The following is a 19,326-nucleotide window of genomic DNA, read 5'->3' as shown; positions in this document are numbered from 1 at the left end:
CTGCGCACGGGGCCGAATATCCAGGTGGGCTGCAGGACTAGAAGCCGAGCTTGCCCAGCTGCTTGGGGTCGCGCTGCCATTCCTTGGCGATTTTCACGTGCAGGTCAAGGTACACCCGGGTGCCAAGCAGCGCCTCGATGGCCTTGCGCGAACGCGTTCCCACGTCGCGCAGCCGTGCCCCGCCCTTGCCGATGACGATGGCCTTTTGGCTGGAGCGCTCGACGTACAGGTTCACCCGCACATCCAGCAACGGGCTGTCCTCCGGGCGTCCCTCGCGCGGGACCATTTCCTCCACGACCACGGCCAGGGAGTGCGGCAGCTCGTCGCGCACGCCCTCCAGGGCCGCCTCGCGGATCAGCTCGGAAACCATCTTGGCCTCCGGCTCGTCGGTCAGCTCACCGTCCGGGTACAACGGCGGGGACAGCGGCATCTGCGCCACCAGCACGTCGGCGACCTCGGAGACCTGGAAGTCCCCGGTGGCGGACACCGGGACCACTGCTGCCCAGCCGCTTTCGCCCAGGGTTTCGACGCCCAGCTGGGTGACTGCCATCAGCTGGGCCATCAGCGCGGCGCGGTCAACTGTGTCGGCCTTGGTCACGATCGCGACGATGGGCTTTTTCTGCAGCTGTGCCAACTGGGCGGCGATGAACCTGTCGCCGGGGCCGATCTTCTCGTTGGCCGGCAGGCAGAAGCCGATCGCGTCGACCTCGGAGAGGGTGTCGGCAACCAGGTCGTTCAGGCGCTGGCCCAGCAGCGTGCGCGGGCGGTGCAGGCCCGGGGTGTCGACCAGGATCAGCTGCGAATCCTCACGGTGCACGATGCCGCGGATGGTGTGGCGGGTGGTCTGCGGCTTCGAGGAGGTGATGGCCACCTTCTGCCCCACCAGCGCGTTGGTCAGCGTCGACTTGCCCGCATTGGGGCGGCCCACGAAGGAAGTGAATCCGGCGCGGAAGTCCTCGGGCCAGCCTCCGGTGGGCAGCATCTGTGGCTTCTTGATGTTCCGGCTCATGATTGCTCCTTGTGATGCCCTGCATCTTTGGCGGCGGATTGTTCGCCGGTCGTGGGTGGTGTTGTTTCCTTGCGCACCAGGATCTTGCCGATCCGGTTGCGTCGGCCGCTCAGTGAGAGGACCTTCATTTCGATGCCTTCGAACGTGGCGTGGGATCCGAGCACCGGCACCGATTCGAGCACCTTTCCCAGCAGTCCGCCCACCGAGTCGACTTCGTCCTCGTCGATGTCGATGTCGAAAAGCTCCCCGAGTTCGTCGATGGAGGTATGGGCGCGCACCACAAAGCTGCCATCGCCCACCTCCTCGATGTCGACCTTTTGCCGATCGTACTCGTCGTCGATCTCGCCAACGATTTCCTCGATGAGGTCCTCGAGGGTGACCAGGCCGGCCGTTCCGCCGTATTCGTCGATGACAATGGCCATGTGGGTGGATTCCTGCTGCAGCTCGGGCAGCAGTTCGGCCACGGACTTGGACTCCGGCACGTAGCGTGCCCTGCGCGCCAGATCCTCGACCTTGTCGGTGCTCTCCGGGCTCAGGTGCAGCTTGTAGGCCACGTCCTTGAGGTAGACGATGCCAAGGATGTCATCGGTGTCCTCCCCGATGACCGGGACGCGCGAGCAACCCGAGGCCAGGAACAAGTCCATCGCGGCCTTCAGGCCTTCGCCCTTGTCGATGGTCTTCATCTCGGTGCGCGGCACCATGACAGAACGGACGTAGGTGTCGTCCAGGTCGAAGACCGAGTTGATGATTTCCGCCGTCTCGTCCTCCAGCGCGTCACCCTCCGTGGCCCTGTCGACAAGATCGCGCAGGCGTTCCTTGGACAGGAAGCCATCCTCCTCGGCGACCGAGCGCGGGCTCATGGCCTGGCCGATGCCCACCAGCCAGGTCGGGATGGGCCCGAGTACCACGCGCAGGAAGCGGATCAACGGCGCGGTGTAGCGCACGACGGTGTCGGCGTGGCTGCGTCCCAGGCGTCGCGGAGACACCCCGACCAGCACGAAGCTGACCGCCGCCATGGTGACGGTGGCCAACAGCCCGGCCAGCCAGATGTTGCCGAGGCGGTCCAGGTAGAGGATGGCGACTGCCACCGCGGAGGCGGTCTCGAACCAGATCCGCCAGAAGCGCACCGCGTGCGTGTGGCTTTGGGAATCGGCGAGGATGTTCGCCAGGTGCGGCGAGGCGTAGTCGTTGCGCAGGGCTTCGGCCTGCTGCCGCGAAAGGTAGAGATAGGCCGATTCGGCGGCCGTGAGCAGCGCGGCGCTGAGGATGAAGACCAGCGCACTGAGCGCGAGAATGACCGCGGTCACTAGTCCATCGTCTCCCGGGGAGCCGGGCGGCCCAGGAAGTCCTCGAGCAGTTGGCGCTGGAGGGAGAACATGATCTCCTTTTCCTCCGGCTCGGCGTGGTCGAAGCCCAGCAGGTGCAGCATGCCGTGGGTGGTCAGCAGCAGGATCTCGTCCTCCACGGAGTGCCCCTGGGCCTGGGCCTGGGTGGTGGCGACCTGCGGGCAAATCACGATGTCACCGAGCATGCCTGCCTCCGTGGGCGAGCCGGGGACGCCGGGGCGCAGCTCGTCCATGGGGAAGCTCATCACGTCGGTGGGGCCTTCGAGGTCCATCCACTCCACGTGCAGCGCGCTCATGGGCTCTTCGTCGAGCAGGATGATGGAGACGTCCGTTTCCGGGTGCACATAGAGTTCCGCCAGGATATGGCGTCCCAGCGCGCTGACGCGCTCCAGGTCCGCCGCAACCGCGGATTCGTTGTTGACCTCTACGCTCATGGGGATTGCTCCTGGTTTTCGGGCGCGGGGCCCTGTTGTTTCTTTTCGGCCGCGTGTTCGGGGTTCTTCGAGGTGCCGGCGCGACGGCGGGCACGCGCCTGGGACCGGTTGAAATTGGGGTCCTGGCGCACCGTCCAGCGTTCGTAGGCGCCGACGATGGAACCCACCAGTCGGTGACGGACCACGTCGCTGGCGTCCAGTTCGCAGAAGGCGATGTCGTCAACGCCCTCGAGGATCTCGGTGACCACGCGCAGCCCCGACTTGGTGCCGCCGGGAAGGTCGACCTGGGTGATGTCCCCGGTCACGACGATCTTGGACCCGAAGCCGAGCCGCGTGAGGAACATCTTCATCTGCTCGGGCGTGGTGTTCTGCGCCTCGTCCAGGATGATGAAGGCGTCGTTGAGCGTGCGCCCGCGCATGTAGGCCAGGGGCGCGACCTCGATGGTGCCGGCGGCCAGGAGCCTGGGCATCGAGTCGGGCTCGATCATGTCGTGCAGCGCATCGTAGAGGGGGCGCAGGTAGGGGTCGATCTTGTCGGTGAGCGTGCCGGGCAGGAAGCCGAGCTTCTCCCCCGCCTCGACGGCCGGGCGGGTCAGGATGATGCGGCTGACTTCCTTGGCCTGCAGCGCGGCGACCGCCTTGGCCATGGCCAGGTACGTCTTGCCGGTGCCGGCGGGGCCGATGCCGAAGATGACGGTGTTCTCGTCGATCGCGTCGACGTAGCTCTTCTGGTTCACGGTCTTGGGGCGGATGGCCTTGCCGCGGCCCGAGAGGATCTTCAGGCCCAGCACCGATTGGGCCTCGTCGGCGCCGGTGCTTTCCAGCATGCGCACCAATTGCTCAATGGTCTGGGCGGAAATGCGGGTGCCGTTTCCAGCCAGCGTGCGGGCCTCGGAAATCACGCGCAGGGCCTTGTGGGCCTGGACCGCGTCGCCGCTGACCTTCAGCTCGTTGCCGCGGACGTGCAATTCCGCCAGCGGATAGGCTCCCGTGATCACGCGCAGCAGCTCATCGTGCGCACCGAGCGTGGCGACCATTTGGTCCGAACTGTCGAACTGGACCAGGGCGTCGGTTCCCCGGGGCTGGCCCACTTGGTTCAATTGTTGGTCCATATGACTGTTGAAGCCTCCGCATTCCGTGCCGGCGAATGGCGCCTGCGGTCGTTCCGCGGCCAGGGTTCCCTGCACTTTTCCAATCCTATCGTGGATGGAAGCGTCGGGACTTGGAAGTGCCGACCAGGACTACCCGTGTGGCGGCACGGGCGTGCGGCCAAGAAACCATATAGCGAATGGTTTGCAAATTGGGAAGGCAACGATTGGGGCACAACTTGCATCGATACATATCAATCAGGCAACAGTCCACGCGAATCACGGATTTCCCGCCCTACCGGTCGACAACCTATGCCAAGCTGGGGAAGGACCCACGGCAATCCCCCGCCATGCCGGTCCAGCCATTCGCCCCAGATTCCTGCAGAGAGCCCAGTATTCCGATGTCCCGTTCCAGCCGGTCCCCCCGTTCCCGCCTTGCGGTGCTGGGGATGACTGTGGCACTTGGTGCCCTGGCCGCGTGCGGGCTGGGGGTACCGGGCGAGCGGTATTCCATGCCTAAAGCGGCAACCAGCGTGCAGTCTCCTGCGCCGTTGCCAAGCGTGGAAATGGAATCACTGAACACCACCGCACACATCCCGGTGTACTGGTTGGCGGAAAACGACGGAACCGTCTCCCTGTACCGGGAGTTCGTTCGCGTCAAGGAGGCGGCCGACCCCATCGCCGACTCGGTGCGCTACATGCTCTCCCAAGAGCCGGCGGACCCCCGCTATTTCAGCGCGTGGCGCCCCAGCTCGTCCGTCGGCGCCTCAATCGGCCCCGACAACGTCATCACCTTGGACCTTTCGGCCAAGGCCTTCGGCTCGGACGTCGATGAGGGACTGGCCGAACGTTCCATCGCCCAATTGGTGTTCACGGCCACCGCGGCCGCGTCGAACGCCGGAATCCTCACCGAGGGACTGGAACCCACCGTGCGGATCCTCGTCGACGGCGAAACCGGCTACGAGGCCTTTGACCACATCACCCTGGACCACGACTTCGGGCGCGACACCGCGCTGGCCGCGCCGCTGTGGATCATAGACCCACAATTCGGAACCACACAGAAGGCCGGCCAGGTCACCTTCCACGGCGTGAGCGCGATCTTCTCCGGCGGGGAATTCTGGGAAATCACCCGCCGCGCCGAATCCGGCGACGAGGACACCGTTGTGGCCTCCGGTGCACTGCACACCGGCGGCGATGCGCTGGGACACAACGAATTTTCCTTCAGCTATGTGCTGGCCCCCGGCGAATACACGTTCACGGCCTGGGGCGTCGACGCGCAGACCGGCGGCCGCTCCGGCACCGAGTCCAAGGACTTCACCGTCAAGCACTAGGCCTTGCACCCCTGGCGCTTGGCGGGAACCCCACCAGCACAAAAAGATCCCCCCGTTCCCCGCCGGAAAAATTCCGGCGGGGAACGGGGGGATCCTTGGTGTCCTAGAGCTGTCCCAGCAGGTGCCGGGTGAGCACCAGTGCGGCAGGGCCGGCCGTGGAGGCGCGCAGCACATGGCTTCCCAGCAGGGCCACCTTGGCTCCGGCCGCGGTGAAGCGGTCGAGCTCGGCATCGGAGATCCCGCCCTCGGGTCCCACCACCAGCTGGATCTCCTGTCGCGTCCCGGATTCGTCCGGCACCGGCACGGGGGCGGCTTCCAGCCACCCGGCAACCACGGCCGCGAGGGACTCGGTGCCGCGTTCGTGCAGGACGACCACCAGGGCAGGAACCGGGCCCGAGACCCGTTCGGCGATGTCCCGGGCAAGCTGTGCACTGTTGAGCATCGGGCGCACCTCGGGCAGGAAGGTGCGGCGGGACTGCTTGAGCGCGGCGAGCACCGTGCCCTCCCATTTGGCGAGGGCCTTGGCGGCCTTCGCGTCGTTCCAGCGCACGATGGCCCGGTCCGACTGCCAGGGACGCACCGCGTCGATGCCCAGTTCGACGGCGGACTCCACCGCCTGCAAATCCCTGTCCCCCTTGGCCAGCGCCTGCACCAGGGTGATGGCCACCGGCTGCAGCGCCTCGGCTTCGAGGGCGCGCACCGTTGCGACAAGTGCCGCCTTCTGCGTCGCGGTGACCTCGGCGACCGCCCGCACCCCCGAGCCGTCGACCAGGTCGATCATTTCGCCCACGCGCACACGCTTGACCGTTACCGCATGGTGGCCCTCGGGGCCGTCCAGCTGCAGCTCGGCGTCTACCAGCGCATCCTTGAGCTCACCGGGCGACAGGAAGAAGCACTGGTTGCTCATGCGCCCAGGTTGCCCAGCTTCCCGCGCAGTCGCGAGAACATTCCGCCGCTGTTTTCCATGCGGCCCTCGGCGAATTCCTCGCCGCGGAGCTTGGCCAGCTGCTGAAGAAGCTCACGCTGTTCGGAGTCGATCTTGGTGGGAGTCTCCACCTGCAGGTGGACGATGATGTCCCCGCGCTTGCCGCCGCGCAGGCGCGGGACGCCCAAGCCCGGAAGCCGAACAGTGTCCCCTGACTGCGCGCCGGATTCGACCTCGATCACCTGGGAGCCGTCGAAGGTCTCCAGGTCCAGGTCCGCGCCGAGGGCGGCGGCCGTCATCGGCACGTTCATCCGCGCGTGCAGGTCAACGCCGTCGCGTTCAAAGATCTTGTGCCGGCGGACCTCGATCTCGACGTAGAGATCGCCGTTCGGTCCGCCCCCCGGGCCGGCCTCGCCCTGGCTGGCCAGGTGGATGCGGGTGCCGCTGGCAACGCCGGCGGGAACCTTGAGCTGCTTGGAAATGCGTTCGCGGATGCGGCCCTGGCCATTGCAGTCGATGCAGGGGTCGGGGATGGTGGTGCCGAAGCCGCGGCAGGCGGCGCAGGTCTCAACCGTCATCATCTGGCCCAGGAACGAGCGCACCGGGCGCTGGACCTGTCCGGCACCGTGGCAGATGGTGCAGGTGACCGGGGAGGTGCCCGGACGGCAGCAGCTGCCCTCGCAGGTCGGGCAGGTGACTGCCGTTTCCATCTCCAGCGGGTAGACGGTCCCGGCCACCGCGTCGGCCAGGTCGATGATGGCGGTGATCAACGCGTCGCGGCCGCGCTGGGTGCGCGAAGCAGGACCCTGGGCTCCGCCGCCGCCGAAGAACTGCTCGAAGATGTCACCGAAGCCACCCCCGCCGAATCCTCCGCCGCCGCCGAAGCCGGTCTGGCCGTTGCCGTTCTCGTTGCCCGTGGCATCGTAGTTGGCGCGCTTGTCCGCATCGGAGAGCACCTCGTAGGCGCGGGTGACCAGCTTGAACTTCTCGCTCGCGTCCTCGCCGGGGTTCACGTCCGGGTGGAGCTTTCGGGCCAACTTGCGGTAGGCCTTCTTGATTTCCTCGCCGGTGGCGTCCTTGCTGACGCCCAGGACTTCGTAATGGGTGCTCACAGTGCTCGCTGTGTCCTTTCGTACTTCAAGAAATATGTTACGACCCGCATTAGCCGGCCAGGATTCGGGAAAGATATCGGGCGACGGCGCGAACCGCGGCCATCGAGGTGGGATAGTTCATCCGCGTCGGACCCAGCACGCCGATCATGGCCTGCTCGCCGGGACCGTATCCGGTGGCGACCACCGAGGCCTCGGTCAGGGCGCCGTATTGGTTTTCCGTGCCGATGCCCACGGCAATGCCGTGGGCGTCCTGTTCTAGCTCGGAGAAGAGGCGCAAAAGCACCACCTGTTCCTCGAGCGCCTCCAGCACCGGGGTGATGCTCAGCGGGAAATCCAGGTTGGCGCGGGCCAGGTTCGCGGTGCCGGCGGTGAGGATCCTGTCCACCGAGGAATTGCGCGCCAGGGCGCCAAGGGCCTCGGCCAACGCACGGACCGCCGGTGCCAGGCGCGGCTCGACGAGTTCCGGGACACCCTGGGCGAGCCGGACGACGTCGGATATCGGCTTGGCGTCCAGGACGGAGAGAAGCACCGCGCGCAGTTGTTGCAGGTCCGACTCCCCCAAGGAGGGCGGGAGCAGGATCACGCGCTGTTCGACCTTGCCGCTGGAGGCGATGAGCACCACCAGGGTCTGCCCGCCGCCCAGTCCCACCAATTCGATGTGGCGAACGGTGGCGTTCGAATAGTGCGGCACCTGGATCAGGGCAACCTGCCGGGTGATGCTGGCCAGCAGCCTCACGGTGTTTTCCAGCACGTCGTTGACGTCGTGGGATCCCTCGAGCAGCGCCGCGATGGCGCGTCGTTCCGCGCCCGAGAGCGGCTTGATGTCCCCGATTTGGTCAACGAAGTGCCGGTAGCCCTTTTCCGTGGGGATCCGCCCGGAGGAGGTATGCGGGGCCACGATGAGCCCTTCCTCCTCCAGCGATGCCATGTCGTTGCGGATCGTGGCGGCGGAGACGCCCAAATCGTGGCGATCGAGCAGGGCACGCGAACCAACGGGCTCCCGTGACTGCACGTAGTCCTCAACGATGGCTCGAAGGACTTCGAGCCTACGTGGTTCGGTCATTCTCACCTCTCCCAGCAAGCCGGATCACCATGGTCCAGGGGGCAGTGTCCACACCCCCGGCCGCGCACCGAGGCCCGACGGCAGGCATTGGCACTCGACACGTTCAACTGCTAAGTCTAATACCTTTCGCATCCCTTGTTAGCATGGTTTGGTCCGTGACCGCGATGCCGCGTTCGACACATCAGCCAGTGGGAGGGCGGAACGCTGCCCGGCCCCTGGCAAACGAATCCGCTGCGTACATGGGTCCGGGACCTGTTGACCACTAGCTGAAAGTGACACGATGAGCTACCACGGCTGGGGCGCCCAGGACATCAGCGCCCCCAGGAAACGCACACTGCGCAAGGTCCCGCTGGCCCGCGGCCTGCTGCTGGAGGACGTGGAAAGCGGATGGGTCGGCGAGGTGGTTCGCACCGAAAAATCCGGCGGCATGCGCGTGATGGTTCTCGAGGACCGCCACGGACGCACCAAGTCCTTCCGCGCCGGCTTCGGCTTCCTGCTCGAGGGCGAGCCGGTGGAAATCATCGAACCCGCCGCCGCTCCCCCGGCTCCCCAGGGAACCGCACGCAGCGCCTCCGGCTCACGCATGGTCACCGACCTGAAGGCACGCACGGCGCGTGCCAGCCGCGTCTGGGTCGAGGGCAAGCACGATGCCCAGCTGGTCGAGAAGGTGTGGGGCCACGACCTGCGCGTGGAGGGCATCGTCGTCGAACCGCTGCACGGCGTCGACGACCTGGCCGGTGCCATCCGTGCCTTCGCGCCCTCCCCGCAGCGCAAGCTCGGCATCCTGGTCGACCACCTCGTCGCAGGAACCAAGGAGGCAAGGATCGCCGCCGAGGCGATGCGCGTTCCCGGCGCTGCCGGCAACGTCCTGATCGTCGGGCACCCCTACGTCGATGTGTGGCAGGCCATCCGCCCCTCCGTGCTGAAGATCAAGGCGTGGCCGGTCGTGCCGCGCGGCACCGACTGGAAGACCGGCATCCTCAAGGGGCTGGGGTGGCCGCACCAGGAGCAGATCGATGTCGCCCAGGGCTGGGAGAGGATCCTGGGGCAGGTGCGCTCCTACGCCGATCTGGAGCCGTCGCTGCTGGGCCGGGTCGAGGAAGTCATCGACTTCCTGACCGCCGGGGACCACTGACCCGCCCACCCGCGCGTGAGGTTGATCACCGCGCCGACGCGAACGGGCACGTGGGACCATCGGGGATAACGCGGAATCCCGGCCAAATCCGCCAGCTGGTCCCAATTGCACAACGAACGGCATTTCGTGTTCGCCGGTGTCACCCGATTGGGGATAAACTGGCCAACGGTTCAACCAACCCAACGAAGAGGACATCAGCAGTGGTAAACGAGGCACGAAATGCTCCCGGCGGCGACAGCCAGTCGGATCGATTCGAAGGTTCCTCGGCCGCGCCCCTGCCCCTGACCCCCTCCGAGGACCGCCAATGGGCCACGATCGCCCACTTCGGCGCGATCCTGGGCTGCATTCCCTCCCTGGTCATCTACGCGGTCTTCCGGGCGCGCGGCCCGTTCACTGCCCAGGAATCCAGGGAAGCGCTGAACTTCACCTTCCCGCTGACCGTCCTGGCCATCGTGCTGCACCTGTTCTCGATGATCCCCGGGATTGGCTGGATCTTCGCGATCCTGGTGGTGGCCATCTGGCTCTTCCTGACCATCAGCGGAGTGCGTGCGGGAATCAACGTCAACAAGTCCCGCCCCTACCGCTACGGATTGAACCTGCGCCTCTTCCGGTAGCAGCGAAACGTCCAAAAAAGGAAGGTGTGGTCGAAATCCCCTCGGGGTTTCCGACCACACCTTCCTTTGTGCCCTGCCAAATCGCCTGGGACTAGAAATCCAGCAAACGCCGCAGCACGGCATCGGCCAGCAGCCGGCCCTGCAGGGTAAGTACGACCTTCCTGGCGAAGGCCGCCTCGGGCACCACCAATCCATCGGCGATCAGCCCGGCAATGGCCGTGCGGCCCGCGGGCTCAAGGTCCGCGGTGTCCATTCCATCCACGATGCGGGTCAGCAGCATGGCCTTCTCCAGGTAACGCGCCTCGGCGTCAGGTGTTTCCCGTCCTGCCGCTGGCGAGGTGCCGGCGTCGATGCGCTGCTGGTAGGCGGCCGGATGCTTCACGTTCCACCAGCGCAGCCCGCCCACGTGTGAGTGCGCGCCGGGGCCCGCTCCCCACCAGTCGCCGCCCTGCCAATAGGCAAGGTTGTGCAGGCAACGCGTGGATTCGTCCTTGGACCAGTTGCTGACTTCGTACCATTTGTAGCCGGCGGCGGCAAAGAGCTCGTCGGCGATCAGGTATTTGTCGGCGTGGTCGTCGTCGTCGATATTGGCGACTTCACCGCGGCGGATCTGCCCGGCCAGCCGGGTGCCCTCCTCGATGATCAGCGCATAGGCCGAAATGTGGTCGGGATCGTAGGACAAGGCCGTGGCCACGCTGGTGCGCCAGTCCTCGACCGACTCCCCCGGGGTGCCGTAGATCAAGTCGACGCTGACCTGCAGGCCGGCGTCCTTGGCCCACTGCACGGCCTGGCCAACCCGCGCGGGGTCATGGGTGCGGTCAAGGGTCTTCAGGACGTGCGGGACCGCCGACTGCATGCCGATGGACACGCGGGTGAACCCGCCGTCGGCCAGCAGCTGCAGGGATTCGGGCGTCACCGAATCCGGGTTGGCCTCGGTGGTGACCTCGGCGTCGGGCGCCAGGTCCCACTGGGTGCGGATCTCGGCCAGCACCCGGACCAGGTCCTCGGCGGGCAGCAACGTGGGGGTTCCGCCGCCGAAAAAGACGGTGGAGACCTCGCGGCGCGGCACGCCCGATTCCTCCAGGGCCTTCGCGCCAAAGGCGATTTCCGCGGAGACCGCCTCGGCGTAGGTGTCCTGGCTGGAGCCGGATCCCAGCTCGTGGGCCGTGTAGGTGTTGAAGTCGCAGTAACCGCAGCGCACCGCGCAGAACGGAATGTGGACGTAGACCGAAAAACTCCGGTCCGCGGCGCCCTCGGCGCAGGTTGCCGGAAGCAACCCGTCCGACGGCGCCGGGTCCCCGAGGGGCAAGGCAGAAGGCATTGCTACTTCTTCTTGGGCTCGTCGGATGACAGGGCGACGATGAAGGCTTCCTGGGGAACCTCCACGCGGCCGACCATCTTCATCCGCTTCTTGCCGGCCTTCTGCTTTTCCAGCAGCTTGCGCTTGCGGCTGATGTCGCCGCCGTAGCACTTGGCCAAAACGTCCTTGCGGATGGCGCGGATGGACTCACGGGCAATGATGCGTGAACCGATGGCTGCCTGGATCGGCACCTCGAATTGCTGGCGCGGAATCAGTTCCCGCAGCTTTTGGGTCATCATGAGCCCGTAGGCGTAGGCCTTGTCGCGGTGCGTGACGGCGGAAAATGCATCAACCTGTTCTCCCTGGAGCAGGATGTCGACCTTGACCAGGTCGGAGACCTGTTCGCCGTCGGCCTTCCAGTCCAGAGAGGCGTAGCCGCGGGTCTTTGACTTCAGCACGTCGAAGAAGTCGAAGACGATTTCCGCCAGCGGAAGCCAGTAGCGGATCTCCACGCGTTCCTCGGAAAGGTAGTCCATGCCGCGCATGACACCACGGCGGGACTGGCACAGTTCCATGATGGCGCCGACGAATTCGTTCGGTGCCAGGATCGTGCCGGCCACCATCGGCTCGTGGACCTCGAGGATTTTCCCGTCGGGGAACTCGCTCGGGTTGGTCACGGTGCGCAGCTTCTTGTCATCGGTCATGACCTCGTACACCACGTTGGGTGCGGTGGAGATCAAGTCAAGGTTGAACTCGGCCTCGAGGCGCTCACGGGTGATTTCCAGGTGCAACAGGCCCAGGAAGCCCACACGGAAACCGAAGCCCAGGGCCACGGAGGTCTCCGGGACGTAGGTCAGCGCGGCGTCGTTGAGCTGCAGCTTGTCCAGCGCATCGCGCAGGGCCGGGTAGTCAGAACCGTCGATCGGGTACAGGCCGGAGAACACCATGGGCTTCGGGTCCTGGTAGCCGCCCAGGGACTTTTCGGCCGGCTTGGCGAAGTTGGTGACGGTGTCGCCGACCTTTGACTGGCGCACGTCCTTCACGCCGGTGATCAGGTAGCCCACCTCGCCGACGCCCAGGCCCTTGCTGGGCTTTGGCTCCGGGGAGGAAACACCGATTTCGAGCAGATCGTAGACGGTGCCGGTGGACATCATCTGGACCTTCTCGCGCGGCGAGAGGTTGCCATCGACGACCCTGACATAGGTGACAACGCCGCGGTAGGTGTCGTACACGGAGTCGAAGATCATGGCCCGGGCCGGGGCGTTCGGATCGCCGACCGGTGCCGGCAGATCGCGGACGACCTTGTCCAGCAGCGCCTCGACGCCCATGCCGGTCTTGCCCGAAACCTGGAGGATGTCCTCCGGGTCGCAGCCGATGAGCTTGGAGATCTCGGCGGCGTACTTTTCGGGCTGCGCTGCCGGAAGGTCGATCTTGTTGAGCACGGGAATGATCGTCATGTCATTCTCCATGGCCAGGTAAAGGTTCGCCAGCGTCTGGGCCTCGATGCCCTGGGCGGCGTCAACCAGCAGGATGGCGCCCTCGCAGGCGGCCAGCGAACGCGAGACCTCGTAGGTGAAGTCGACGTGCCCGGGGGTGTCGATCATGTTCAGCGCGTAGGACTGTCCGTCGACCTCCCACGGCATGCGAACGGCCTGGGACTTGATGGTGATGCCGCGCTCGCGCTCGATGTCCATCCGGTCCAGGTACTGGGCCTTCATATCGCGTGAGGAGACGACTCCGGTGAGCTGCAACATCCGGTCGGCCAGGGTCGACTTGCCGTGGTCGATGTGGGCGATGATGCAGAAGTTTCTGATGATCGCCGGATCAGTCGCGGCAGGCACCGGTGCGGTGCGGGCCATGGGTGACACGTAAGGGACCTCGCTAATGGGGGACGAAAATGTTCAGGGGGGTGCAAAATACTTCGCACAGGCCATTCTCCCATGCTTGGGGCACGGTGTCGCATTGCGACTCAGGAGCATGACCGAACTGGTAGTTTGACCACATGAAGTTCAACACCGCCTCCATCCTCAGGCTCCTGGGCCGCGCACTCGAATCAGCCCTCAGGGGCGCGGCAAGGCAGCAGCGCAGCACCGGCCGCCCGGCCGGCAATCGCCCCGGCTCCACCTCGACCCGCAGGCGGGACCCGGCCACGTCTCCGGCCTCGGGCGAGACCGCCAGCTGGGAGTTCGGCGGCTACCCCGGGGACTTCCGGGGTGCGGTAAACGCAGCGTATTCCCCGCGCGCCGACGGACGCCCGGACCCGGGTGAAGTCGTATGGGCCTGGGTTCCCTACGAGGAGGACCACGCGCAGGGCAAGGACCGCCCGGTGTTGTTGGTCGGGCGCGACGGCCAGTATCTGCTGGCGTTGATGCTCACCTCCAAGGACCGCAACAACGGGCAGGCCCAGGACCGCGACTATGTGGACATCGGCACCGGTGCCTGGGATCGGCAGGGCCGTCCCAGCGAGGTGAAATTGGATCGGGTCATTCGCCTGCACGAGGCGGGTATCCGTCGCGAGGGCGCGATCCTGGGCCAGCAGGCCTTTACCCGAGTCGCCGAACGACTCGCCGCGGCCTGATTCAACTTCACCGCGAACCGGCGGCAAGATCCGTTGCCTGACCTACCCCCTTAGGTGCCCCACAGCGCCTCGCGGCGAGAAGCCAACGGCGTGATGCCGTAATGGGACTTGAAGGCGCGCGTGAAATAGCTTTGCGACGCGAAGCCGACCTGCAGTGCCACAGCCCCGACCGGCACCGATTGCCTGGCCGGGTCGGTCAGGATGCCGCGGGCCAACTCCAGGCGCCGCTCCCTGATGTAGCTGCCGGATGGCTCTCCCGCTTCTAAGAAGATGCGCGAGAGGTGCCGCTCACTGATGCCGATGGCAGCAGCTATCTTGGCCGTCCCGAGTTCCGGGTCGCACAAATGGTCTTCGATATGGGCATGCGCCGCAGCCAGGTACCCGGCACCGGTCTCCCTGCTTCCTCCTGATACCAGGATCTGGAGCAGGTCCAGGGCGGAGCCTTCGGGACACGGCCGATTCCCTGGCTGCCCGGTGAGTGTGGAGCTAACCAGTCCGGCCAGCGCGCGCATCTGCTGATTTGACGCCGCCCCCTGGCTGAAATCGATGATCCGGGGCTTGAGCAGCGGCTGTCCCGCGGAAAGTTCCAGGTATTCTTCACGCGGGATGGTCAGGACCATTTCCTTCAGTCCCTTGCTGAAACCGCGCATGAACGGGCGGTCCGCGTCGCAGATGATGGCCTGGCCGGGCCTCACGATCTCGTGGCCATCGCGATGGTAGAAGAGCGCCTCCCCGCGAAGCGTGAAGAAGACGGCTATCGCATCCGTGGGATTCCGCCGGATGAAACGTTCGCTGCGTTCCACGACTTGGGCGCTGCCGGTGACGCCGCCAAACCTGAGCGAGCCGTAGCCCAGGCTGACTTCCCTGGCTTCAAGCGGCTCCTCATCAATGGTCCTGATGTCCAGGGGAATAAGCGCCTTGGCGTTGTGGTGCTCCCACAACTCAACCCGATTCGTTGCCGGAATGCCGTTGGTGCTGAAGCGCAGTTGCTTGGCCGGCCTGGATCCGGGCGCAACTGCGCGGTCTTGTCCCTGCTCGGCAACGGATGCCCGTTCGGCATCATCTTGATTGTGGCCCATGGAGCCACAATTGTATCCGGAATCACAACGGACCAAAAGACGCCGCGTTGACTCACTAGTAATGCTCGCGAAATGAGGTGCGTGCCTCATTTAAGAATGCTCGCGAAACTCTGGCCACCAGGGCGGGCAGCAGGCTGTGCTGGGGAGATGAAACAGGGGATATCGATGCACACCCGGCGAGAGCTCGTCAGCGGCTTCGCCGCCGAGTATGCGAAAGGGACCAAGGGACAGAAGGGCGTGATGCTCGACTACCTGTGCGCATCGACCGGCTGGTCAAGGGCCAACGCCCGCCGGCGTCTGGCCACGGAACTGCGTAAGCCCGCACGCGGGATTCCGAAGCCCCTGCCGCGGCGCAGGCCCCGCAAGTACGGGCCGGCGGCCCTCAAGCTCCTGGAACGAATCTGGACGCTTTCCGGAGAGCCCTGCGGGAAATACTTGGCTCCGATCATGGCCGACGAGCTCGAGCGTTTGGAACGCTTCGACGAACTCGGGACAGTGGCGGGACTGCTGACCGACGAGGTCAGGGACGAGCTGCTATCCATGTCGGCCTCCACGATGGATCGGTATCTGAAGCCGTTGCGCGCCGCTCGATACCCCTCGGCACTGTCCTCGACCAAGCCCGGGGCGATGCTGCGTTCGGAGATCCCGGTGCGGTGGTCGGGCACGCCCATGGAGCAGGAACCGGGGTTCTTCGAGATCGACACCGTCGCCCACTGCGGACACAGCCTCAAGGGCGAGTTCCTGTATTCGATCACCCTGACAGATGTGTTCACCGGGTGGACCGTGAACACGTGTGTGAAAAACCGTGCGCACAGCCATGTCGTGGCCGGGGTCGACCTGCTGGTCCGGTCCCTGCCCTACCCGATGCGGGCCCTGGATTTCGACAATGGCGGTGAATTCATCAACACCCAGCTCATCGAGTGGGCGCAGGAACGAAACATTGATCTGACTAGGGCGCGGGCGTATAAGCATAACGACAATGCGCATGTCGAGCAGCGAAATCGGGATTGGGTCCGTCGCCATGCCTTCAGGTTCCGCTACGAGGGTCCGGAGGAGATGGCCCTGCTCAATGAGCTCTGGGCGCTGGTGAACCAGCGCAAGAACCACCTGCTGCCGATGGTCAAGGCCAACGGCTACGGCACCGCACGTTCGGGTCGCAGGAAGCGGACTTATGACCGGCCGCGGACCGCGTACCAGCGCATCATGGATCTGGAGGCCATGGACCCGGAACATGCCAAGGCCCTGGCGGGCATCCACGGGGACCTGAATCCGGCGGCCATCACTCGCCGCATCAATGCCATCCAGAACCATCTCATCAACCGGGCCAAGATGCGCGCGCAGTCCGGGGATGCCCTATTTGGCGAGCAAATTAGTTGAGGCATGCGGGATTATTTCGCGAGCATATTGACATGAGGCAAGGCGGACGCTACCCCGCCACCGGCCTCCAAGGGTGTCCGAGGGGTTTTGCACTCAGCGGACATCTTTTACAACTGTGCGGCCAGCAAAGCGAAGGGCCACCCACCGTGGGCATGTGAGCTGCAACACTCGTGGCATACCCAGCTCCACCCGCCCCGGGCAGTGAGCACCAGTCCAAGTAAGAGAGGCACGCAATGCCTGTTTTCAATGATGGAATCACCGATACCGTTTCTCCGGAGACCGCGAACGTGGTCCAGACCGACGTCCTGATCGTCGGATCCGGTCCTGCCGGCAGCTCGGCCGCACTGTTCCTGTCCAACCAGGGCATCCCGAACATCATGATCACCAAATACCGCTGGACAGCCAACACCCCGCGGGCGCACATCACCAACCAGCGCACCATGGAGGTGCTGCGCGATGCAGGCATCGAGGACCAGGTCCTGGCCGAGGCGACACCTCACGAGCTGATGGGTGACACCGTCTACTGCGAGTCCATGGCCGGCGAGGAAATCGGGCGCCGGCCCACCTGGGGGCTGCGCCCGGACCGCCGGGCCGACTACGAACTGGCCTCCCCGTCCATGCCCTGCGACATCCCGCAGACACTGCTGGAACCGATCATGCTGAAGAACGCCACCATGCGCGGCACCCAGACGCAGTTCTCCACCGAGTACCTGGGACACACCCAGGACAGCGAGGGCGTAAGCGTGCAGGTACTGAACCGGCTCACCGGCCACGAGTACACGATCCGCGCCAAGTACCTCATTGGCGCCGACGGCGCCCGCTCGAAGGTCGCCACCGACATCGACCTGCCCATGGAAGGCGCCATGGACATCGGCGGTTCCATGAACATCACCTTCAAGGCGGACCTCGCCCACCTGGCCGCCCACCGTCCGTCGATCCTCTACTGGGTCTTCAACCCGGGCTCCAACATCGGCGGCTTGGGCGCCGGACTGATCCGCATGGTCCGGCCGTGGAACGAGTGGCTGATCTGTTGGGGGTTCGACATCAACGGGGAACCCCCGGTGCTCGACAACGACGAAGCGATCAGGGTCATCCGCAACCTGGTGGGCATCGACGACCTCGAGGTCGAGATCCTGGGCTACTCGCTGTGGGGCAACAACGAGCAATACGCCACGCACCTGCAGAAGGGCCGCGTCTTCTGCGCGGGAGACGCCATCCACAAGCACCCGCCGAGCCACGGATTGGGTTCCAACACGTCCATCCAGGACGCGTACAACCTGTCCTGGAAACTGGCGGCAGTACTCAAGGGCCAGGCCGGCGAGGAGCTGCTGGAGACCTATTCGGCTGAACGGGCACCGGTGGCCAAGCAGATCGTCACCCGCGCCAACGACTCGGGACGCGAGTACAAGCCGATCTTCGATGCCCTGGGAGTCACGGATGCGGCAACGGACGAGGAGTTCATCGAGAAGCTCAAGTTGCGCAAGGAGAACTCCCCCGAAGGCGCGGCACGCCGCAAGGCGCTCCGGGAGGCGCTGGACAACAAGGACTACGAATTTAATGCCCAGGGCACGGAGATCGGCCAGTTCTACGAATCGAGCGCCGTGGTTTCCGACGGCGGCACACGCCCGGAGCCAACGGAAGACCCGATGCTCCACCACCAGAAGTCCACCTATCCGGGACTGCGCCTGCCGCATGCCTGGATCGGAGACAGGGACCGGAAGTTCTCCACCCACGACATCGCCAAGGGCACCCAGTTCACGCTATTCACCGGCATCACCGGGCAGGCATGGGCGGATGCGGCGGTCAAGCTCGGCTCCCGGCTGGGCATCGATCTGGTAGCCGTGGTCATCGGCGAGGGCCTCGAAGTGCAGGACCTCTACGGAGACTGGCTGCACCAACGAGAAGTCGAGGAAGACGGCGTTATCTTGGTCCGCCCTGACAAGCACATCGGCTGGAGGTCACATCGCATGGTTGAAGACCCGCAGGCCGCGCTCTTCGAGGTGCTGTCCTCGATCCTGGGGCGTCCGGCCACCGACACCGGCATATCGATGGAGGACCTGATGGAACTTGCCCTCTAAATAACAGGCAGCTTCTGTAGGCCCGAACGGCCCCTGACTTCACGGTCAGGGGCCGTTCGTCGTCCATGAGGGGCAACTCCATACATGGCCAAACCTGCGAACCCCGCTTCGCCACGGCAGAAGTAGCTCACAGTCACGGCGGGCGGTAACGACTCGTGATGGCCATCCGAACCTGCTAGTATTATTTCTTGTGTGTCCGCGCAGGTCGACGGGCACTTCTCCCGGGTCGCCATAGGTATCCCCACGCCGCTCAGTCAATGGCCCGGAAGATATCCCTCACCGACCATACAAGCGATGAGCAAGAGAGTTTAATACAGTGGCTAATATCAAGTCCCAGAAGAAGCGCATTCTCACCAACGAGAAGTCGCGCCAGCGCAATGCTGCCGTCAAGTCCGAGCTTCGCACCGCAATCCGCGCAGTGAACACTGCCGTTGCAGCCGAAGACAAGGATGCAGCATCAGCAGCACTCGTTGCAGCTGGTCGCAAGATCGACAAGGCCGCTACGAAGGGTGTGCTGCACAAGAACAACGCAGCCAACCACAAGTCGGCCATCTCCAAGAAGGTTAACGCCCTCTAAGGATTGCTTCACTGAATCGTCAGGCTCCTTTTCCTCCATATCTAGGGGAAAGGGAGCCTTTCGTGTTTAACCACTCATATGGTTCTTCGAAGCCGGGGATCACAGGGGGGCCATGGGAAGCTCCTGTAGTATTCCCGGCCGGGCGATTTTTGTATCACAATGATTGCCGGTACCAGCCGATGCTCCGAATCGACCATTATGCCGCCGCTGACGTTCTCAGGGAACCTGCACCGGCATGTACCTCGTTGGACCAGGACACGTGGACCAGAACTGGCCGCCT

17 protein-coding genes are annotated in these 19,326 nt (G+C 65.1%); 7 read left to right on the top strand and 10 right to left on the bottom strand.

Annotated features, from left to right (window positions below; translation table 11 throughout):
- Positions 1–37 precede the first annotated feature (37 nt).
- From era to ABD687_RS02660, 4 genes are read right to left on the bottom strand one after another with little or no spacing between them, the layout of a single operon-like run.
- Entirely contained in the window at positions 38–1,009 is a 972-nt protein-coding gene (gene era, locus ABD687_RS02675; RefSeq protein WP_372342869.1) for a GTPase Era, read from the bottom strand.
- The gene (locus ABD687_RS02670) at positions 1,006–2,316 is read right to left on the bottom strand and encodes a hemolysin family protein (RefSeq protein WP_264268924.1); all 1,311 of its coding nucleotides are present in this window, start codon (positions 2,314–2,316) and stop codon (positions 1,006–1,008) included. Before ABD687_RS02670 ends, era begins: the two co-directional genes overlap by 4 nt.
- On the bottom strand, positions 2,316–2,789 hold the full coding sequence (gene ybeY, locus ABD687_RS02665) for an rRNA maturation RNase YbeY (RefSeq protein WP_264268925.1): 474 nt from the start codon (positions 2,787–2,789) through the stop codon (positions 2,316–2,318). The genes ABD687_RS02670 and ybeY overlap by 1 nt, the downstream gene beginning before the upstream one ends.
- Positions 2,786–3,901 (bottom strand): PhoH family protein, encoded by a 1,116-nt coding sequence (locus ABD687_RS02660; RefSeq protein ID WP_310287475.1) that lies wholly within the window; start codon positions 3,899–3,901, stop codon positions 2,786–2,788. The genes ybeY and ABD687_RS02660 overlap by 4 nt, the downstream gene beginning before the upstream one ends.
- Positions 3,902–4,443: 542 nt before the next feature.
- Between ABD687_RS02660 and ABD687_RS02655 the strand changes: the two genes are divergently transcribed.
- Positions 4,444–5,208 carry a GerMN domain-containing protein gene (locus tag ABD687_RS02655; RefSeq protein ID WP_344760956.1) on the top strand — a complete coding sequence of 255 codons (765 nt, stop codon included), beginning with the start codon at positions 4,444–4,446 and terminating at the stop codon, positions 5,206–5,208.
- A 103-nt stretch (positions 5,209–5,311) separates the two neighbouring features.
- Here the strand turns inward: ABD687_RS02655 and ABD687_RS02650 are convergent, their stop codons facing one another.
- The 3 genes from ABD687_RS02650 to hrcA are packed head-to-tail and all read right to left on the bottom strand — an operon-like array spanning position 5,312 to position 8,308.
- Positions 5,312–6,115, bottom strand: a complete 804-nt coding sequence (locus tag ABD687_RS02650) for a 16S rRNA (uracil(1498)-N(3))-methyltransferase (protein ID WP_310287480.1) — start codon at positions 6,113–6,115, stop codon at positions 5,312–5,314.
- Positions 6,112–7,245, bottom strand: a complete 1,134-nt coding sequence (gene dnaJ / locus ABD687_RS02645; RefSeq protein ID WP_310287482.1) for a molecular chaperone DnaJ — start codon at positions 7,243–7,245, stop codon at positions 6,112–6,114. The genes ABD687_RS02650 and dnaJ overlap by 4 nt, the downstream gene beginning before the upstream one ends.
- A 49-nt stretch (positions 7,246–7,294) precedes the next feature.
- Positions 7,295–8,308, bottom strand: coding sequence for a heat-inducible transcriptional repressor HrcA (gene hrcA / locus ABD687_RS02640; protein ID WP_264268930.1), 1,014 nt, complete (start codon positions 8,306–8,308; stop codon positions 7,295–7,297).
- Between the two features lie 280 nt (positions 8,309–8,588).
- Between hrcA and ABD687_RS02635 the strand changes: the two genes are divergently transcribed.
- Positions 8,589–9,443 carry a DUF3097 family protein gene (locus ABD687_RS02635; protein WP_302266106.1) on the top strand — a complete coding sequence of 285 codons (855 nt, stop codon included), beginning with the start codon at positions 8,589–8,591 and terminating at the stop codon, positions 9,441–9,443.
- A 200-nt stretch (positions 9,444–9,643) separates the two neighbouring features.
- Positions 9,644–10,057: a DUF4870 domain-containing protein gene (locus ABD687_RS02630; RefSeq protein ID WP_302266107.1), complete on the top strand. Its 414-nt coding sequence runs from the start codon at positions 9,644–9,646 to the stop codon at positions 10,055–10,057.
- A gap of 91 nt (positions 10,058–10,148) precedes the next feature.
- Here the strand turns inward: ABD687_RS02630 and hemW are convergent, their stop codons facing one another.
- Positions 10,149–11,378 carry a radical SAM family heme chaperone HemW gene (hemW, locus tag ABD687_RS02625; RefSeq protein WP_310287488.1) on the bottom strand — a complete coding sequence of 410 codons (1,230 nt, stop codon included), beginning with the start codon at positions 11,376–11,378 and terminating at the stop codon, positions 10,149–10,151.
- 2 nt (positions 11,379–11,380) lie between these two features.
- Entirely contained in the window at positions 11,381–13,225 is a 1,845-nt protein-coding gene (gene lepA, locus ABD687_RS02620; protein ID WP_264268934.1) for a translation elongation factor 4, read from the bottom strand.
- Between the two features lie 134 nt (positions 13,226–13,359).
- Here lepA and ABD687_RS02615 point away from each other — a divergent pair, with 134 nt between their 5' ends.
- Positions 13,360–13,935, top strand: a complete 576-nt coding sequence (locus ABD687_RS02615) for a type II toxin-antitoxin system PemK/MazF family toxin (protein ID WP_310287492.1) — start codon at positions 13,360–13,362, stop codon at positions 13,933–13,935.
- A 50-nt stretch (positions 13,936–13,985) separates the two neighbouring features.
- Here ABD687_RS02615 and ABD687_RS02610 read toward each other — a convergent pair whose 3' ends face one another.
- Positions 13,986–15,014 (bottom strand): AraC family transcriptional regulator, encoded by a 1,029-nt coding sequence (locus ABD687_RS02610; RefSeq protein WP_310287495.1) that lies wholly within the window; start codon positions 15,012–15,014, stop codon positions 13,986–13,988.
- A 165-nt stretch (positions 15,015–15,179) separates the two neighbouring features.
- On the opposite strand from ABD687_RS02610, the gene ABD687_RS02605 reads away from it, so the two are divergent.
- The 3 genes from ABD687_RS02605 (at position 15,180) to rpsT (ending at position 19,046) form a co-directional block, all read left to right on the top strand.
- Positions 15,180–16,391 carry an integrase catalytic domain-containing protein gene (locus tag ABD687_RS02605; protein ID WP_007273073.1) on the top strand — a complete coding sequence of 404 codons (1,212 nt, stop codon included), beginning with the start codon at positions 15,180–15,182 and terminating at the stop codon, positions 16,389–16,391.
- A 233-nt stretch (positions 16,392–16,624) separates the two neighbouring features.
- On the top strand, positions 16,625–18,469 hold the full coding sequence (locus ABD687_RS02600; protein ID WP_264268937.1) for an FAD-dependent oxidoreductase: 1,845 nt from the start codon (positions 16,625–16,627) through the stop codon (positions 18,467–18,469).
- A 316-nt stretch (positions 18,470–18,785) separates the two neighbouring features.
- On the top strand, positions 18,786–19,046 hold the full coding sequence (gene rpsT, locus ABD687_RS02595) for a 30S ribosomal protein S20 (protein ID WP_264268938.1): 261 nt from the start codon (positions 18,786–18,788) through the stop codon (positions 19,044–19,046).
- Positions 19,047–19,326: the final 280 nt, after the last annotated feature.

This window comes from Paeniglutamicibacter sulfureus (assembly GCF_039535115.1).
In the GTDB taxonomy this organism is placed as follows: Bacteria; Actinomycetota; Actinomycetes; order Actinomycetales; family Micrococcaceae; genus Paeniglutamicibacter; species Paeniglutamicibacter sulfureus.
Note: the sequence above shows the minus strand (reverse complement) of the source record. Positions and strands in the feature narration are given on the sequence as shown.

What these genes read in the sequence shown, in the direction of transcription:
- era (WP_372342869.1), bottom strand. Translation starts at nt 1,009, where the DNA reads ATGAGCCGGAACATCAAGAAGCCACAGATGCTGCCCACCGGAGGCTGG.
- ybeY (WP_264268925.1), bottom strand. Translation starts at nt 2,789, where the DNA reads ATGAGCGTAGAGGTCAACAACGAATCCGCGGTTGCGGCGGACCTGGAG.
- ABD687_RS02660 (WP_310287475.1), bottom strand. Translation starts at nt 3,901, where the DNA reads ATGGACCAACAATTGAACCAAGTGGGCCAGCCCCGGGGAACCGACGCC.
- ABD687_RS02655 (WP_344760956.1), top strand. Translation starts at nt 4,444, where the DNA reads ATGGAATCACTGAACACCACCGCACACATCCCGGTGTACTGGTTGGCG.
- ABD687_RS02650 (WP_310287480.1), bottom strand. Translation starts at nt 6,115, where the DNA reads ATGAGCAACCAGTGCTTCTTCCTGTCGCCCGGTGAGCTCAAGGATGCG.
- hrcA (WP_264268930.1), bottom strand. Translation starts at nt 8,308, where the DNA reads ATGACCGAACCACGTAGGCTCGAAGTCCTTCGAGCCATCGTTGAGGAC.
- ABD687_RS02635 (WP_302266106.1), top strand. Translation starts at nt 8,589, where the DNA reads ATGAGCTACCACGGCTGGGGCGCCCAGGACATCAGCGCCCCCAGGAAA.
- hemW (WP_310287488.1), bottom strand. Translation starts at nt 11,378, where the DNA reads ATGCCTTCTGCCTTGCCCCTCGGGGACCCGGCGCCGTCGGACGGGTTG.
- ABD687_RS02615 (WP_310287492.1), top strand. Translation starts at nt 13,360, where the DNA reads ATGAAGTTCAACACCGCCTCCATCCTCAGGCTCCTGGGCCGCGCACTC.
- ABD687_RS02610 (WP_310287495.1), bottom strand. Translation starts at nt 15,014, where the DNA reads ATGGGCCACAATCAAGATGATGCCGAACGGGCATCCGTTGCCGAGCAG.
- ABD687_RS02605 (WP_007273073.1), top strand. Translation starts at nt 15,180, where the DNA reads ATGCACACCCGGCGAGAGCTCGTCAGCGGCTTCGCCGCCGAGTATGCG.
- ABD687_RS02600 (WP_264268937.1), top strand. Translation starts at nt 16,625, where the DNA reads ATGCCTGTTTTCAATGATGGAATCACCGATACCGTTTCTCCGGAGACC.